The sequence below is a fragment of the Clostridium sartagoforme AAU1 genome (genome assembly GCF_000401215.1).
GTDB classification, from domain to species: Bacteria; Bacillota; Clostridia; order Clostridiales; family Clostridiaceae; genus Clostridium; species Clostridium sartagoforme.
The window spans coordinates 1-17,359 of the sequence record NZ_ASRV01000006.1 but is presented as its reverse complement, the minus strand read 5'-3'; the positions used below and the strand labels follow the sequence as shown (position 1 = coordinate 17,359).

General features: G+C 27.7%; 14 protein-coding genes. 9 read left to right on the top strand and 5 right to left on the bottom strand.

Features of this window, described 5'->3' with window-relative positions:
• The first annotated feature begins 433 nt into the window (after positions 1-433).
• From A500_RS00200 to A500_RS00190, 3 genes are all read left to right on the top strand, one after another.
• Entirely contained in the window at positions 434-2,029 is a 1,596-nt protein-coding gene (locus A500_RS00200) for a peptide chain release factor 3 (RefSeq protein ID WP_016205583.1), read from the top strand.
• 284 nt (positions 2,030-2,313) lie between these two features.
• Positions 2,314-5,337 (top strand): cell wall-binding repeat-containing protein, encoded by a 3,024-nt coding sequence (locus A500_RS00195; protein WP_016205582.1) that lies wholly within the window; start codon positions 2,314-2,316, stop codon positions 5,335-5,337.
• Between the two features lie 169 nt (positions 5,338-5,506).
• Positions 5,507-6,697, top strand: coding sequence for a DegT/DnrJ/EryC1/StrS family aminotransferase (locus tag A500_RS00190; RefSeq protein WP_016205581.1), 1,191 nt, complete (start codon positions 5,507-5,509; stop codon positions 6,695-6,697).
• Between the two features lie 154 nt (positions 6,698-6,851).
• Here A500_RS00190 and A500_RS00185 read toward each other — a convergent pair whose 3' ends face one another.
• Complete coding sequence (locus A500_RS00185) at positions 6,852-7,439, bottom strand: O-antigen ligase family protein (protein WP_040436345.1); 588 nt, start codon at positions 7,437-7,439, stop codon at positions 6,852-6,854.
• Positions 7,440-7,453: 14 nt separating this feature from the next.
• Entirely contained in the window at positions 7,454-7,945 is a 492-nt protein-coding gene (locus A500_RS00180) for a hypothetical protein (RefSeq protein WP_157453585.1), read from the bottom strand.
• 330 nt (positions 7,946-8,275) lie between these two features.
• Here A500_RS00180 and A500_RS00175 point away from each other — a divergent pair, with 330 nt between their 5' ends.
• Together A500_RS00175 and A500_RS00170 are read left to right on the top strand one after the other, a co-directional pair.
• Complete coding sequence (locus tag A500_RS00175) at positions 8,276-9,454, top strand: DegT/DnrJ/EryC1/StrS family aminotransferase (RefSeq protein WP_016205580.1); 1,179 nt, start codon at positions 8,276-8,278, stop codon at positions 9,452-9,454.
• Between the two features lie 310 nt (positions 9,455-9,764).
• Positions 9,765-11,081, top strand: coding sequence for a nucleotide sugar dehydrogenase (locus A500_RS00170; RefSeq protein ID WP_016205579.1), 1,317 nt, complete (start codon positions 9,765-9,767; stop codon positions 11,079-11,081).
• Positions 11,082-11,209: 128 nt separating this feature from the next.
• Here A500_RS00170 and A500_RS00165 read toward each other — a convergent pair whose 3' ends face one another.
• Entirely contained in the window at positions 11,210-12,052 is an 843-nt protein-coding gene (locus tag A500_RS00165) for a Cof-type HAD-IIB family hydrolase (protein ID WP_016205578.1), read from the bottom strand.
• A gap of 248 nt (positions 12,053-12,300) precedes the next feature.
• Here A500_RS00165 and A500_RS00160 point away from each other — a divergent pair, with 248 nt between their 5' ends.
• Positions 12,301-12,861 (top strand): sigma-70 family RNA polymerase sigma factor, encoded by a 561-nt coding sequence (locus tag A500_RS00160; protein WP_016205577.1) that lies wholly within the window; start codon positions 12,301-12,303, stop codon positions 12,859-12,861.
• Between the two features lie 178 nt (positions 12,862-13,039).
• On the opposite strand, the gene A500_RS00155 is transcribed toward A500_RS00160, so the two are convergent.
• Together A500_RS00155 and A500_RS00150 are read right to left on the bottom strand one after the other, a co-directional pair.
• Positions 13,040-13,393: a four helix bundle protein gene (locus A500_RS00155; RefSeq protein ID WP_016205576.1), complete on the bottom strand. Its 354-nt coding sequence runs from the start codon at positions 13,391-13,393 to the stop codon at positions 13,040-13,042.
• A gap of 215 nt (positions 13,394-13,608) precedes the next feature.
• Entirely contained in the window at positions 13,609-14,202 is a 594-nt protein-coding gene (locus tag A500_RS00150) for a sigma-70 family RNA polymerase sigma factor (protein WP_016205575.1), read from the bottom strand.
• A gap of 326 nt (positions 14,203-14,528) precedes the next feature.
• Between A500_RS00150 and A500_RS00145 the strand changes: the two genes are divergently transcribed.
• From A500_RS00145 to A500_RS20210, 3 genes are all read left to right on the top strand, one after another.
• A complete protein-coding gene (locus A500_RS00145; protein WP_016205574.1) occupies positions 14,529-15,302 on the top strand; it encodes a CpsB/CapC family capsule biosynthesis tyrosine phosphatase in 774 nt (257 codons plus the stop codon).
• 610 nt (positions 15,303-15,912) lie between these two features.
• Positions 15,913-16,590, top strand: coding sequence for a YveK family protein (locus A500_RS20215; protein WP_016205573.1), 678 nt, complete (start codon positions 15,913-15,915; stop codon positions 16,588-16,590).
• A 9-nt stretch (positions 16,591-16,599) separates the two neighbouring features.
• Complete coding sequence (locus tag A500_RS20210; RefSeq protein WP_016205572.1) at positions 16,600-17,253, top strand: CpsD/CapB family tyrosine-protein kinase; 654 nt, start codon at positions 16,600-16,602, stop codon at positions 17,251-17,253.
• Positions 17,254-17,359 lie beyond the last annotated feature (106 nt).

Below are 17,359 nucleotides of genomic sequence, written 5' to 3'. Positions count from 1 at the left end.
CGCATTTTAAAACAATAATGAATTAAGTTATTGGTAAAAAATAATTGGTGAGGGAAATTAAAAACTTAGTTAAGTGTAGCAGACTATAATTGAGCTTGTTCTTGTTCTCTGTTACTTTATTCCAAAAACTGCAAACTGTGAATTGTGCACTGTGAACTAAATAAATTGCTTCGCAATTTATGCAAAAATTTTCATTTTAAATTATTAAACTTTAGGGTATAATGAATAACTAGAGAAATAGAGATAAGGCACAATCAAATAAATAATAGACCAGTATGCTAGCCTATTTTGCGTAATACTGCGTCAGTAAATTTTTAGATAACTACCAGTATCTGAAAATTTACTTCCTTGTCTTACACAAAATATTCGTCGCATCTTTGGTTTATTATTTATTTTCATGTGCCTAAAACTTAATTTTAAGGAGGAAGCTACTTTGGCAGATTACATAAATGAAATAGAAAAAAGAAGAACCTTTGCTATTATATCCCATCCAGATGCAGGTAAAACAACATTAACAGAAAAGTTCTTACTATATGGAGGAGCAATAAGACTTGCAGGTTCAGTTAAAGCAAGAAAGGCTTCTACACATGCAGTATCAGACTGGATGGAAATAGAAAAGCAAAGAGGGATTTCAGTTACTTCCTCAGTAATGCAATTTAATTATAGAGGACATTGTATAAACATATTAGATACACCAGGACACCAAGACTTCTCAGAAGATACATATAGAACTCTTATGGCAGCAGATAGTGCTGTAATGGTAGTAGATGGAGCAAAGGGTATAGAAGATCAAACAAGAAAGCTATTCCATGTTGCATCTCTTAGAGAAATGCCTATATTTACATTTATAAATAAGATGGATAGAGAATCAAAAGATCCATTTGGATTATTAGAAGAAATAGAAAATGAACTTGGAATAAAAACATATCCAATGAACTGGCCAATAGGTTCTGGTAAAGAATTTAAAGGTGTTTATGAAAGAGATAACAATAGAATTATAGCCTTTTCAGCAGGAAATCATGGTCAAAGTGCAGTAGAGGCAGTTGAAGGCTCAGTAGATGACCCAAGATTTAGAGAAATACTAGGGGAAGCTCTTCACGATAAGTTAATGGAAGATATAGAACTTTTAGATATAGCTGGAGATGATTTAGATATAGAAAAAGTAAAATCAGGAGAATTAACACCAGTATTCTTTGGATCAGCTTTAACAAACTTTGGTGTTGAACCATTCTTAGAGCACTTTTTAGAAATGACTTCTGCACCATTACCAAGAAACTCAAGCATAGGAGAAATAGATCCATTTGATAAAAACTTCTCTGCTTTTGTATTCAAAATTCAAGCAAATATGAATAAGGCTCACAGAGACAGAATTGCATTCATGAGAATTTGCTCAGGTAAATTTGAAAAAGGTGAAGATGTTTATCATATGCAAGGTGGTAAGAAGATTAAACTTGCACAACCACAACAATTTATGGCTCAAGATAGAGAAATAGTTGAAGAAGCATATGCAGGAGATATAATTGGAGTATTTGATCCAGGTATATTCTCAATAGGAGACACTTTATGTGCCCCATCAAAGAAATTTAAATTCGAAGGTATTCCAACCTTTGCACCAGAACACTTTGCAAGAGTAAGACCAGTAGATACAATGAAAAGAAAGCAATTCGTAAAAGGTGTTACACAAATAGCTCAAGAAGGGGCAATCCAAGTATTTAGAGAACTATTTATAGGAATGGAAGAAATAATAGTTGGAGTTGTAGGTGTACTTCAATTTGAAGTTTTAGAATACAGATTAAAAAATGAATACAACGTTGATATTAAGATGGATAGACTTTCATTTAGATATGTAAGATGGATAGAAAATAAAGATATTGATATGGATAAGTTAAACTTAACTTCAGATACTAAAAAAGTTAAAGATTTTAAAGATAGAAATATACTTATATTCCAAAATGACTGGGGTATTAGCTGGGCATTAGATCACAACAAAGGATTAATATTATCTGGTGTTGGTAAAAGTGAAGAATAGAATAACCTTAAAGTAAATAAGGTACAATTTACTTCTGCTTTTTATTGGTAGTTAACAAGAATTGGCTTTTAAGCAATAAATTCTTGAATATAGTATATAGAGAGAATTATTTAAATATAATATATATTATATTTAAAAAGATACAATTAATGAGAATATTATCATTAATTGTATCTTTTTTTTGCAAATATTAAAAATATTTATATAAAATAGTATAATTACTTCGTATCGGTTGAAAAAATCATATAAAGTTGCTATTCTATATTAGAAGGGGAGGTGAGTATGTGTCATTAAAGAAAATAAAAAAGATAGTGGCGCAATTATTATTAGTAGCATTTATAGTACCAAATGTAAGTGCAAAAGCAGTAACAAATAATATAGATAATACAAATAATTTAGTTATTGAAGAAACTAATAGTAAGCAAGAAGATTCAGTTACAGAAGAAACTAATAGTAAGCAAGAAGATTCAGTTACAGAAGAAACTAATAGTAAGCAAGAGGGTTTAGTTACAGAAGAAACTAATAAGAATGAAGAATTAGAAAATAAAGAGGATAGTGGACAAGCTTATGAAAGTATAGAAAAGGTGGAACAATCTAATAATGATTCCACGAAAGATCCTTCAAACTCTTTAGAAAGTGAATTACAATTTAAAGACAAAAATGTAACAAAGCAAGAAGAACAAAAGGAAAATACTGAAGTTTTAATTACTGATAGTAATTCAATTGATTCTCTTAAAGGTACTAAATATCAAAAGAAGAAAGCTTTAAATACTAAAGTAAGAAGTTTTTCAATAACATCACAAGAAGAATTAGAGAGAGAAGAATTTAAATTAAAGCAAGAAGCTTTAGAAAACTTAGAAGTTTTAGAACCAATGACAGATAAAAATTATGAATTAACTATTGCCAATTCTGATGGAAGTTATGAGTTTGTTGAAGCTTATGATGATTTAGATGAAGCTGTTAAAGCAGCTAAAATTCTTGATCCATCTACAAAAGAAACTCAAGATCCAGCAGTAATAAATTATGTTGGACAAGTTGTCTATGCAACAAATCAAATGGCAAGAATAATAAAATATAGTAATAATTCTATTATTAGTGGAACTGTAAATCTGTATAAAGAACCTCAATTGACTGATGCATTTACATATGTTAATCCAGGATATATGGATGATGCACCAATATTGGATATAAGTGGTACATCAGCAAAGGTTATGATAAGTGGATATGAAGGATGGGTAAATAATAATAAAGCTTCAGGCACGTATGATATGGTTGTAGTACCTTTAAGCCAAGCCAAAAATCCAAGTTACTATACAGTTAAAAATGGAGAATTAGTTCATTTTATCAGTTATGATTTGACTGGAGTTACAGGATATAACTTAATTCTAGGAAAAGCCCCCTTTTTCTTAAAAGAAGGTGTTAGATATTTAAGTTATGATGGAAAGTATTTTTATCAATATAATCATAACAGCGCAACAGATATAGCTAATAAATTAGATATATTAATAAAAGATTATAAATCAGGAGTAAGGTCTAACTCCGTTAATAGTGGAAGCCCATATTATACTTATTATTTAAATTTACCTTTCAGGAGTAAAACTGTTTATTCGGCAAGTGATTTAAATAATTATATAAATGCAGTTATGGATGGAAAAATTGACAATAGAGAAAGAAAAGAATCTAAGCTTAAAGATTTAGGACAAGTATTTAAGGATGCAGAAAACACTTATGGAGTAAATGCACTATTAGCATTAGGTGTTTCAATAAATGAGTCAGCTTACGGAATGTCAACAATTGCTCAAACTAAAAATAATCTTTTTGGATTAAAAGCATATGATTCAGCTCCAGGAGAATCAGCTGACATTTTTGCAACTCCAAAAGATTCAGTAATAGACTTCACAAAGAATTATATTTCAAGAGGATATGCAGATCCTGCGGACTGGAGATATTTTGGCGGTTTCTTAGGAAATAAAAATAGAGGGACAAATGTTAAATATGCTTCAGATCCTTTCTGGGGAGAGAAAGCAACCAAATATGCTTATGAAATAGATAAGTATCTTTCAGGTGGAAATAGTAATTTGAAAGATACAAATTCTAAGCAAATTGGTGTTGCAACCTCTAATAATTCAGTTATAAATAGGAGTGGAACTTTATTATATAATGTAACTAATGATACTAATCAATATGGAGGGTATATAAACACACCATTCATAATATCAGATTTACAAAAAGTAACTATAAATGGTAAAAGTTATTATGAAGTATATCCAGAAAGAAATACGCCAGTAGGGAAAGGTGGTACTGATAATAAGTATCATGGAAACTATAACTGGAATGATAGAGGATATATCTTAGCAAGTAATGTGAGTATGACAAATGAATACTTACCACCTATTGAAGTTAAATCTGGAATAAACAGATATGCAACAGCTGTAGAGTTAAGTAAGAGTTCATTTAATTCAGCAGAAACAGTTGTTATTTCAAATGGTTATGCTATACCAGACGGATTAGCAGCTACTCCAATTGCTTCGTATTATAAAGGACCTTTATTATTAGTTGAAACTAGTTCAATTCCATCAGCAACTCAAAATGAGATAAAAAGAATTGGAGCAAAAAATGCAATAATAGTTGGTGGAACAGGAGTAGTAACTTCAGCCGTTGAAAGCCAATTACGTAATTTAGGTATTAGTAAAATTACAAGATTAGGTGGAATAAATAGATACGAAACAGCTCTTCAAGTTGCTAAATACATTGATCAAAATCTTTATGATATAGAAAATGTGGTTATAGCAAATGGATATGGAGAAGCAGATTCAATGTCAATAGCACCAGTATCAGGTAGAGATAAAATGCCTATAATATTAGTAGAATCAAATAACATTCCAAGCAATGTGAATAGCTGGATAAAGTCAGAAGATTTAAATACTGCATATTTAATAGGTGGAGAAGGCGTATTAAGTAACAATATATTAAATCAAATAAATTCAATGACTAAACAAAATATTTCTGGTAATAGATTAGGTGGAGCAAACAGATATGAAACAAACGCAAAAGTTGTAGAAAAGTTCTATGGAGATATAGTGGACAAGGTGTATGTAACGGAAGGTTTAGAGCTAGCAGATGCATTGACTTCAGGTCCGGTTGCAGCAGTAAATGAATCACCAGTAGTAATATCAGAAGGCACTCTTAATAGTATTCAAAAATCAGTATTAAACAAAAAAGCAACTAACACAATTATTCAGGTGGGTGGAATAGTTTCTAAGAATGTTATGAATGATTTAAGAAATCTATTAAGTAGAGTACAATAATATAATTAAAATACTAAAATTAAATTTAATGTAAAAGAAGGTTAGATATACTTAAGTTTTCGAGCCTTCTTTTATTATACATAACTTTAAATATATTATCTTGAACTTTAATATGTATAAATATATAATTGAAAATATACTGATTAAAATTGTGAAAGGGTTGAAAATAATGGATAATGTAAAAAAGATACCATTTTCTCCTCCAGATATAACTGAAGCAGAAATTAATGCAGTAGTAGAAGTTTTAAGATCAGGATGGATAACATCAGGACCAACACTTGCTAAATTTGAAGAAGAATTAGCACAATATTGTGAAGCAAATAAAGCGGTAGCATTAAATAGTGCAACAGCAGCAATGGAGCTTATACTGAAAGTTTTCGATATTAAAGAAGGCGATGAAATAATAACTACTCCATATACATACACAGCAACAGCTAGTGTAGCAGTTCATAGAGGTATAAAGCCTATTTTTTGTGATGTAGCTAAAGACTCCTTTTTTATAGATTATGATAAAATTGGTGATTTAATAACAGAAAAAACAAAGGTAATTATGCCTGTAGATTTTGCTGGAATACCTTGTGATTATGATAGAATTAAAGAAGTTTTAAAAGAAAAAAATAGAGAAGATATAATTATAATAGTTGATTCAGCTCATGCCTTTGGAGCAAAATATAAAGGCGAAAGAGTTGGAGCACAATGTGATTTTCATACCTTCTCATTCCATGCAGTTAAGAATTTTACAACAGCAGAAGGCGGAGCAATAACATATAATGATAATAATTTTAAAGGAAGAGAAAATTTATTCCAAGACTTTAAATTCACTTCATTACATGGACAATCAAAAGATGCATTATCAAAGATGAAAGCCGGAGCTTGGGACTATGATATAGTCACAGATGGATTTAAATTTAATATGACTGATATAAATGCTGCAATTGGTAGAGTTCAGTTAACAAGATATGAAGATATGCTAAAGTATAGAAAAGAAATATTTAATATATATACAAGAATTTTAGAAAAAGAAGACTTTTCCATAATACCAGTTACAGAATATGGAGAAGGTACAGAAAGCTCATATCATTTATACCCATTAAGAATTAAAGGCTTCAATGAAGAAAAAAGAAATTTACTTATTCAAAGATTGGCTGAAAAAGGAATAGCAACAAATGTTCATTTTAAGCCACTGCCAATGTTTACACTTTATAAAAATTTAGGCTATAAAATAGAAGATTATCCTAATGCATATGCACAATACGAAAACGAAATTAGTCTACCTGTTTATAGTACATTAGAATTAAGCGATGTAGAGTATATTGCAGTTGAACTAGTAAAAGAAGTTAAAAATATTATGAATATATAAAATATAAAAGAGTGAAGGTATAAATAGAAAATAAGTAAAAAGCTAAGTAGGTATAATTGAAATACTAATAATAGTAATTATACCTACTTAGCTTTTAGTATATGAAATTTAATATTATAAAGATATATATTTGGTAAATATAGAAACTGGATAGTTACTCTTTATCTAAAATAGCTATAAGATAGCCAGAATAAATCCAAAAAATTATAGATATAAAGCTTATTATATAAACTAAGCTACTTTCCATAAGATTTATCAAAACTATACCTAAGCATAAAGCAAAAATATATCCATATTTAATTTTATCTCCAAAATATAATTTATCTAATTTTCTTATTGAGAAGATAAATAAAAAGACGATGAAAAGTATAAATAAAATTGTTGCTGGAATTCCATTAACACAAGATATCTCAAAAAATATATTATGCAATCCTCCAAAATCTAACCCCTGTAAATAAGTTATTCTTAAATCTTTTAATCTTCCAACTTTATTAACATAACCTACACCAGAAAAAGGTACTACTTTTAAAAGTCTAAAGGCAGTTCTCCATAAGTATTCTCTACCGGTTAGTATTTTATGAATTATATTATCTGGCAGAGCAAAGAAAGAAACTATTGAAATAAGAATAGGAAATAATATTAAAGATATTCTTACATAGATATTCTTAAATTTATATAATAAGAATATAAATATTAGGGCTAAAACTGGGAAATAAGCACTTCTAGCTCCACTAATAATCATTGAAATAGCTTGTATTAATATATTTGAATATAAAAAAATTTTACATATTTATTTTTATATTGATAAAGTAAATATAAAGTTATTAGAAGAGATAGAATAGCAGCTATACCAAAAGAGTTTTCATTCTTAAAAAGACCCTTATAAGTTAATATTAAAGGAGCATTATCTTTAATACCTAAATCAACAGTTATTACTTTATTTGCAAAAATCATTACTAAAGAAATCAAAGAAATAATAAAAGTTATTGAAGCATAAAAATATGATATTATATTCAACTCCTTTACTAATGTACTTTTGTTTTTATAAGTATCAATAGAAAATATAACTGTCATGATCATAAGATCAATTAACCAAACTTTTAAGTTACCATTTAGTTTATATTGAGTAAGATTTAATACTAAAGTCAATATCAAAAAAAGATAAAGAAAGATTTCAAAAGAATAAAGCTTTCTTCTTTTAAAAATAAGTTTTTCTAGTAAACTTAATACCATAAAAACTAAAGCCATAAACAATATCACCTTATTAAGTAAATTAAATAAGGGAAAATCAGATATAACAGTTGCAAAGGAAATTCCTATAAAGATATAACATAATTTAATATAAAATTTATTTGTAATTATATCAACCATAAACATGTACTCCTCCATTAATAAATTTGTGTATATAAAGCATTTAAATATTTAAGATTTAAAAATATAACAATTAAATTAATTTTAACATTTAAATCGATAATAGTCTAAGAATTTAAATTAAAAAAGTTTGTATATGACAATAATTGTGGTAAAATATTAATATTAGTTTTATATTTAAATTAGAATATAAGGGAGCGTATAACAATGAATATACCTTTAATAGACTTACAAGCGCAATACAATTCATTAGCAGAGAAATTAGACAAAGCAGCTTTAGGTGTGTTGTCCTCAGCTAATTATATAATGGGAAAAACAGTAATAGACTTTGAAAAAGATTTTGCAAACTTTATAGGAGTTAAACATGCAATATCAGTTGGAAATGGGACAGATGCTTTAGTAATATCTCTTAAAGCAATGGGAATAGGAGAAGGAGATGAAGTAATAACAACTCCATTTACTTTCTTTGCAACAGCAGAAACTATTTCAGCAGTAGGAGCAACTCCGGTTTTTGTAGACGTAGATAAAGAAACTTTCAATATAGATGTAACAAAAATAGAAGAAAAAATAACATCAAAAACCAAAGCCATAATGCCTGTACATATATTTGGTCAAAGTGCAGATATGGATGAAATAAATGAAATTGCTAAAAAGCATAATTTATATGTTATAGAAGATGCTTGCCAAGCCGTAGGAGGGAAATATAAAGGAAGAAAAATAGGAACATTAGGAGACGTTGCTTGTTTCTCATTTTTCCCAACAAAAAATCTAGGCTGTGCTGGTGACGGTGGAATAATAGTTACAGATAATGATGAAATAGCTACTATAATAAGAGCATTAAGAACTCATGGTAGTGGAGAAAATGGTCAAAAAGCATATAATCTTTTAAATAATATAGAAGAAGAAGTAAAAACTGCTGAAGGAGCAAATGACACTGTTTATAATCCTCTTAAGTACTACAACTATTTGATAGGATATAATTCTAGGCTAGATGCAATTCAAGCAGCTATTTTAAGTGTGAAGTTAAAAGAAATAGATAGTTGGAATTCAAAGAGAAGAGAAATAGTTGAGCTTTATAACAAAGCTTTACAGAATAGTGATTTAGTAACACCAATAGCAAAAGATTGTAATGAACATGTATATCACATGTATATATTACAAAGTGAAAATAGAGAAGAAGTTTTAGCTAAGCTAAAAGAAGCAGGAATTGCCACAGGAGTTTACTATCCAGTACCATTACATCTTCAAAAAGTTTATAAGAACTTAGGATATAAAGAAGGAGATATGCCAGTATCAGAATATTTATCACATAGAACCTTTGCTATACCTGTATATCCAGAATTAACTAAAGAACAAGTTGATTATATAATACAAAACTTAAAATAAGAAATTGCTATGCAATTTTTATAGTTCACAGTTCACGATTCACAGTTCACAGTTATGGATAAAACTACTACGTAGTTTTTAAAATTATGAATTCGTCGCGTAATTAAAACTTTGAACTAAATAAAACTGTGAATTGTGCACTGAACACTGTGAACTGAATGAAACTGTGAACTGAATAAAGCTGTGAATTGTGCACTGAACACTGTGAACTGAATAAAGCTGTGGACTAAATAAGATTGTGAATTGTGCACTGAGCACTGTGAACTGAATGAAACTGTGCACTGTGAACTGAATAAAGGGAGGAATATTAATGTCAGTTTTAAAGGATGAATTATTACAAAAAATAAATAATAAAACTGCAAAAGTTGGTGTAGTAGGATTAGGTTATGTTGGATTACCTTTGGCAGTTGAAAAAGCAAATGCAGGATATCAAACAATAGGTTTTGATGTTCAAGACCAAAAGGTAGAAATGGTTAATAATGGCCAAAACTATATTGGAGATGTTGTAGATGCTGAATTAAAAGAATTAACAGAAAAAGGTCTTTTAAAGGCAACTACAGATTTTAGCTTTATAAAAGATGTAGATACAGTATGTATTTGCGTACCAACTCCACTTGATTTATATAAGCAACCAGATTTATCATACGTTGTAAATTCAACAAAGGATGTTGCAAAATATTTACACAAAGGCATGATAGTAATATTAGAAAGTACTACTTATCCAGGAACAACTGAAGAAGTACTTAAACCAATATTAGAAGAAAGTGGCTTAAAGTGTGGAGAAGATTTCTTCTTGGCCTTTTCTCCAGAAAGAGTAGATCCAGGTAATAAGAGTTACAACACTAAAAATACTCCAAAGGTAGTTGGTGGATGTACTGAAGAATGTACAGAAATAGCAGCGGCTTTATATGAAAATGTATTAGAAGGAGATATCCATAAAGTTTCTTCACCAGCAGTAGCTGAAATGGAAAAGATTTTAGAAAATACATTTAGAAATATAAATATAGGTTTAGCAAATGAAATGGCTATTCTTTGTAATAGAATGGGAATAGATGTATGGGAAGTTATAGATGCTGCTAAAACTAAGCCATATGGATTTATGCCATTTTACCCAGGTCCAGGACTTGGTGGACACTGTATTCCATTAGATCCGTTCTACTTAGAGTGGAAGGCGAAAGAGTATGACTATCATACTAAACTTATAGAAACATCAGGAATCATCAATGATTCTATGCCTGATTTTGTCTTAGAAAATATTATGAAGATATTAAATAAACAAAAGAAAGCTTTAAATGGATCAAAAGTATTAGTTATGGGCTTAGCATATAAGAACGATATTGATGACTATAGAGAATCACCATCATTTAAAGTTATAGAATTATTAGAGAAGAATGGTGCTGAAGTTATAGTTAACGATCCTTTCTGCGATACAGCAAAATATAAAGGTAAAACTTACTATTCAGTAGATTGGAAAGAAGTTATAGATGAATCTGATATGGTAGTTATAACAACAGGCCATAGCGTTTATGATTATGAAGAAATAGTAGATAGAGCTAAAGTTGTTTACGATACAAGAAATGCAACAAAAGAAGTTATTAATAATAGAGGAAAGATTTATAAGCTATAATAGAAAACTATTATAACTTTAAAGAACTATAGAAGATCTAGAGTACATCTTTATCTTTTATAGTTTTTTATATAAAAAAATAGGTGTTAACTCAATAAAATGAATTAACACCTTTAAAGTTTAGAGTATTAGCTTAAAATAAATTTCTCAACTGCCTTAGCAACACCATCATTATCATTAGTATCAGTAATGTAGTCAGCAATGTCTTTTACCATTTGAAGACCATTTCCCATAGCAACTCCAATACCTGCAAATTTAAGCATTGAAATATCATTTTCAGAATCACCTATACACATAACTTCTTCTGCATTTACATTAAGAATATCAGCTAAATGTGCAACGGCATTTCCTTTAGATGTAGTTCCAATCATAATTTCAATATTATCAGTACCAGAACTAACAACATGAAGTTTATCACCAAATATTTCTTTAAGCTCATCTTTAGCAGCCCATAGATTATCTAAATTTTCTCTCTCAATTACAATACCCTTAAGGATTTTCCCATCAAAACTTTCTATAGCAGATATAAAATCACTATTTATAATAAACTTAACCTTCTTATCTTCAGGAAGCTGTTTATTCATGATAGTATAAGCATGATCATCAGGAACTTCATCTTCCCTCATAAGAGTATCCCAACTATTAAAGTTGATTTTTAAATTATGCTTTTTAATAATTTTATATATTTCAATAGCAATTTCCTTGGGAATAGAATTTTCTAAAATAGGAATATCTTCATAATTAGTTTTTATATAAGCTCCATTAGAAGCTATAACAGGAGTATTTTCAATTCCAATTAAATTAGAATAATATCTTGCAGATCCAAAAAGTCTGCCAGTAGTAATTGCAATATTAACGCCAAGCTTTTTTGCTTGTCTTAATGTTTCCTTGTTTCTTTCACTAATCTCATGGTTACTATTTAGTAAAGTACCATCCATATCAATGCAAATTAATTTGATTTTCTGATTCATAAATAATTTCCTCCAAAAGCCAATTAACAATTACATATCAATAAGTTAAAAATATTTAACTATTGATTATTAGTTGCTAATTGTTAACTGTGAATTATTAATTGTTATATATAGTATAATACATAAAGCTTAAAAATAAAAATTTCAAGGTTAAAAACTTTCATGTCAAAACTTGCGATAATAAATTATAGCCCCTAGAACATATGTTTGCTATAATTAAAATATAAAGTTTTTGGAGGGGATAATTTATGATAAATTTAATATTAAAAGCTAAACAAGGTGATAAAGAAGCAGTGGAGAAAATACTAAAAGAATTTGAACCATTAGTTTATAAAACATCAATTAGTTACTATATATATGGATATGAATCAGAAGATATAAGGCAAATAGCAAGACTTACAATAATAAAAGCAATAGATAAGTTTAATGTTGATTTAAGCAATTCTTTTCCATCTTATGTGCAAAAGAGTATTAAAAATCAAATGAATAAAGAAATAGAAAAAGCAAGCAAAAGATATTATGAAAATAAGTTAAACAATTCAATAGCAAACTCAATACAAATAAAAGAAATTATAGATGAAGATGTAAATATATCAGAAGACTATATTAAAAAAGAACTAAATAACAACTTATTCAAAGCTATAGAACAACTTAATTCAGAAGAAAAAGCTTTACTTAACTCAATTTATGTGGAGGGAAATACCCTAAAAGCTTATGCAGAAAATTTAAAGCTTGAATATTATAAGGTAAGATATATGAGAGACAAAGTTATGGAAAAATTAAAGCAGCAATTAGTAATTAATGATTAATTTAGTCCATAGCTTATTTAGTTCACAGTGCACAGTTCACAATTCACAGTTATATTTAGTTCACAGCTTATTTAGTTCACAGTGCACAGTTCACAATTCACAGTTATATCTAGTTCATAGTGGATATTTCACAATTGAAAGTTATTTATAATAAAAAAGATTGCTTGTGCAATCTTTTTTAGGTTGTAGTACTAACTGTTCTAACTATTGAATTTAATATCTTGCATATTTCTTGACATTGATTAAGTATCTTTTCTCCACTTTGAATATCTATATAATTTTCATCAATTAATAATTCTATCCAATATTCGGTTTCATCTGCTTCTTTTAAAGCTATATTCATTTTCGATAGAAAATCCCTTCTTGACTGACCTCTTAATGCTTCTTTAACATTAGCACCAATACTAGTACCAGAACGTAGTAGTTGTTTAGATAAAACATATTCCTTTTTATTTATAGACAATTCCTTGTATAATCTAATAATATTACGGGCGAAATCATAAGATTTTGTTTTTATTATACTATTACTCATAATAGGGGATCCTCCTAATGAAGAACTTTTAATTAAATACTTAACAGAAAGTGAAATATTTATTCAGGAAAATCATAAATTTAACTAATAATTAAAGCCAAGATATAAGTTGTCAACTAAATAGGACAGATAACTATTCCACTCACACTACTATAGAACTGTGAACTGTGACTTGTGCACTGCTTAAACTTGTGAACTGTGCCCTGTGAAGTACTCTAAAACTGTGAACTGTGCCCTGTGAACTGTGAACTGACAAAAGCTTTCAGCTTTTTAAGCGCTCTCTTTTTCAAACAGCTGCAATAGTAGTAATCTTTTCCTTTAAGAACAGAGAATTTTGATAGATTTGGTTTATTATTAGAAATATATAAAAACTCTATTATTTCTCTTTCTTCATAGTCAAGTTTTTCTAAGGCTAGGTAAAGTTCTTCATATAAAATATCATTAAGAACTTTTTCTTCAATATTAATACTTTCGTCAACTATATTTAACCCTAATTCAAAGTCGTTATCAGTTTTATTATTTAAACTAATCTCATCATTATAGCGTATTTCATTTCTACAAAGATATCTATAGCCATTTTTAATAGCCCAAAGGGCATAAGAAGGGAATTTACCTACATCTCTAGTTAAATCAAATTTATCTATGGCATGAAGTAAGTTTAATATTCCAATTTGAACAATATCTTCAAATGACTTATTTTTTAAATAAATTATTTTAGATTCTTTAATTATTAATGGATAATACATTTTTATTATTTCTTCTTTAGCCGAAGAATCATTACCTTTTGCTCTTTTTAATAAATCTTTCATATCTCTCTTTCCTCCATAAATAAAAATATTTTCATTAATAAATACCCTTAAAATATAAAAATTGAGAAAAAAATATAAAAAATTTTTATTTAAAAAAATACAAAAAATGCATTTATTTAGATACTTGAAATTAATATTACTAAAATACAAATTAAAGAGTCCAATAAATGTTCAGATAAAAATAAAGTTATAAGGAATTTTACTGATTTATCACGGGAAATACATAAAATTACTATTTAGTTGTCAAAAACTGTAGAAACAAAAGTCTGGTCTAATTAAATTTTTGTATTTATAATTAAAACATAATGTATGGAATGAGGGATAAAATGGTATTTGCAAATTTGATTTTTAAGGAATTGGTTAGGCAAGGCGAATTTAAATCAACAACTTTACTTAAAAAAATAGATGAAGCAGAAAAACTAAATATAAAGAGATTAGTTTTAGCGCCAGCCTACTATGATGAAGAAAGTAAAAGTAATATAGAAGAAGTTAACAATATAGTAGAAGAACTAAATAATTATATAGAAGCTAAGGGAATAGATTTAAAGTTATATTCTGCTAATTTACTAAGGGATAATTATGAAAATGTAAAAGAATATATGAATGGAAAGTTAGGCAGTGTAAATAAAACTAACTATATATTGCTTGATGTAGAAGAATCAAATAAAATAGATGAACTTTTAGAAATTATTTTTGAATATAAACTGCGTAATTTAACTCCTATAATAGTTAGTCCAGAAAAAATAAATGAAATAACAGAAAATAGTAAGAAAATAGACAAGCTTATTGATGAAGAATGTTTATTTCAATTAGATCCAGCAAGTCTAAAAGGTGTGTATGGTAAAAAAATTCAAAAAACAGCAAAAGCATTAATGAAAAAAAATGTGTACCAATTTATTGGTTTTGAAGAAAAAATAGAAGCACAGTATATAGATGAACAAATTGAAGATTTAAGTAAAAAAAGTTTATTTATTTTAAAGCCAGATGGAGTAAGAGTAAAAAGAGTCTTAAAAAGTTCAAAAAAGAAGAAAAATGGCTTTTTAGATAAGATATTCAGATATTATCTGAGTATCTTATTTTACACTCAAAATTATGCATAATTATTAATTAAAAGGAATATTTATACAAAAAATAATATTGATAGAAAATAAGTTGAAAAATAGATATTATATGAAACGACAAATATATACAAATATTATTATAGCGTTAAATGAAATTAAAAATACTACAATTTAAGTTAACATAGGATTACATATGTTATTTTTTTAATAACATCATTTTAATTAAATAATTTAATTAAAATTTATAGAATTTTATTGGTGCAAAAAAATATTTATAAAAAAATATTCTAAAAAACACATAAATTTCTATGAAAAATATAATTAAATTTTAAATAAATAAACAAAAATATGATATTATAAATAAAAAATTTGTGAATTTTAAATAAATGTCGAATATATAAATTGTGTTTAAATATAGAGAAAAATTGTCGCTAAAAAAGTAAAACAATAATATAAATTTGTGCTATAATTTTGTATTGTTCTTGAAAAACATATACAAATTTCTTGCAAAAATTAAATTACTAATGATTAAATATAAAATTTAATAATAATATAAAATTTATTAAAAATGAAATTAAGGGTATAAAAATTATGTCTGTTAATGATATAATAAGCTGAAAGCGTAATTATATATTGGGAGGAAATTTCAGTGGAAGAACAAGTAATAAGATTAGATGAATTATTTGAAGCTTTAAAGAAAAGATGGTTAATGATAGTTACAGTTACATTAATAGCTACTATAATTTCAGCAGCATTAAGTTTCTTTGTAATAAAACCTAAATATGAAGCAAGTACAAAAGTTTTTATAGGTAAAGATGAAGGGGATAATCAAGCATATAACCAAAATGATGTACTTATGTACCAAAAGCTTATGAAAACTTACTCAGAGGCAATAAAAACAAAAGATTTAGTATCAAGAAGTTTGCAGGGTACAAGCCTTGAGTTAAAACCAGAAGATGTTTTAGCAAATTTAACAGTATCACCTGTTACAGATACACAAATACTACAAATTAAATATAAAAGCAATAATCCTCAAGAATCAAAGGTAGTTATACAAGAACTAACAGATGAATTTATAAGAACATCAAAAGAATTAGTTCCAAATGGAAATATAAAAACTATAGAAGAGGTTCAATTACCAGAAAAACCAGTTAGTCCTAATAAGAAAATGAATATTGCAATAGCATTCTTACTTGGATTAATGGTAAGTATAGGATTAGCCTTCCTATTAGAATTCTTAGATAATACCTTTAAATCAAAAGATCAATTAGAAAGAGAATTAGACATTCCAGTAATTGGTGTAATACCTACAGTAAAGGAAGTTTAGGAGGATAATATGTTTATAGTAGAAAAAGAACCAAAATCTATAGCAGCAGAAAGTTATAGAACCTTAAGAACAAATATACAATATTCATCCTTTGATAAAGAATATAAAGTAATAATGGTTACAAGTTCAGAGCCAACTGAAGGAAAATCAACTACAGCTGGAAATCTTGCTTTATGTTTAGCTCAAGGAGAAAAAAAAGTAATATTAGTAGACTGTGATTTAAGAAAACCATCACTACATAAAAAGTTTAAAATTTCAAACATAGTAGGTTTGTCAGATGTAATGATAGGAAAAGAAGAATTAGTTACAGCAATGCATAGATATAACAACAATTTAGTAATATTGACATCTGGTAAAATACCGCCAAATCCATCAGAAATGCTTTCATCAAAGGCAATGACAGCATTGCTAGACACATTAAAGCAAAACTTTGATTATATAATACTAGATACACCACCAGTTCAAGCTGTTACAGACTCACAAATACTAGCAACAAAAGCAGATGGAACAATTTTAGTAGTAAGAGCGGAAAGAACAAAAAAAGACTCAGTTCAAAATGCAATTAATTTATTAAAAAAAGTAAATGCAGATGTTATAGGAACAGTTTTAAATGGATTAGACAATAGTAGAAATAAATACTATTACTATTACGGAGAAAAGTAAAAACAGGGAACAGTTCAAAGTAAGTTAAGAGTGCACAGTTCACAGTAAGTTAAGAGTGCACAGTTCACAGTGCACAGTTTAAGGAATAAACTCCTACGGAGTTTAG